Raw genomic sequence first — 1,134 nt, 5'->3', positions numbered from 1 at the left:
CTTAACCATCCCCTCATATGAGCGAGGCGTGGCGCGGCTTCTGAGGTATGATCGCCATCCTTGACCAGCTAATACCCAACAGACTATCCCCATGTTTAACCACGAACTAATCCTCAACCACATCGACGATATATTTGGACAAGACATGCATGCCAAGCGTGTTCTTTCCCTCGCCAATGCTACCCTCGGGGTTATCGAGTCAGGTTCACTGGCCATCCACGCCATCGGTAGTGGCCTCTCCTTGGCCAACGGTCTCGAACGTAAACATGCGGTTAAACAGGTGGATCGCCTGCTCACTAACACCAAGCTCAATGTCTGGAGCCTCTTTGACGATTGGGTGCCCTATGTGGTCGGTGAACGTACCGAGATCGTAGTCTCCATGGACTGGACCGAATTCGATGCCGATGATCACAGTACCTTGGTTATCAGCCTGCAAACCAACCACAGTCGCAGTACTCCGCTGCTGTGGAAAACCCATCGGAAATCGTTGCTCAAAGGGCAACGCAATGCCCATGAGAAAGAGCTGCTCACCAAGCTCAAGCAGACGTTGCCAGAGGGTATCTTCGTGACGGTAGTCGCTGACCGCGGCTTTGGTTACATGGAGCTGTTCGAACGCCTGGAGCAAGAGCTAGGCTTTGCTTATCTCATTAGATTTAAAGGAAATGTTTTGGTTGGTTACCCTGGTGTAGAGCAGGTTCCAGCTCGGGACTGGCTAACGCCGACCGGGCGCACCCGAACCCTCAAAGCGGTGGAGCTAACTGGGCAGCGACAGCCTGTCGAACGGGTCTATTGTTGTCACAAGAGTGGCATGAAAGACGCGTGGTTTCTGGCCAGTAACCGGACCGACCTGAGCGCCGCCAAGGCGTTGCAACTATACGGCCAGCGCTGGGGTATCGAGACCAGTTTTCGTGATATCAAAGATTACAAATTCGGCATGGGTATGGGAGATGTGCACATCAGTAATCCGGTCCGGCGCGACCGACTGTTTTTATTCAGTGCCCTGGCCATCGTCTTGCTGACGCTGCTGGGTAAGGCTGGAGACAGTGTCGGTCTAGAGAGAACGATCAAGGTCAATACCAGCAAGAGCCGAACCTATTCGTTCTTTCGGCAAGGGGTCATCTATTACCAGTTGCT

At 53.3% G+C, this 1,134-nt stretch carries 1 protein-coding gene; it reads left to right on the top strand.

Annotation, left to right across the window (positions count from 1 at the left end; translation table 11 throughout):
- Window positions 1-91: 91 nt before the first annotated feature.
- On the top strand, window positions 92-1,134 hold a 1,043-nt coding region (locus tag MUW49_RS10135), incomplete at its 3' end, for an IS4-like element ISAs18 family transposase (protein WP_244812678.1).

Source organism: Aeromonas sp. LsrichE-8G, assembly GCF_022869435.1.
GTDB lineage: Bacteria > Pseudomonadota > Gammaproteobacteria > Enterobacterales > Aeromonadaceae > Aeromonas > Aeromonas caviae.
Note: the sequence above shows the minus strand (reverse complement) of the source record. Positions and strands in the feature narration are given on the sequence as shown.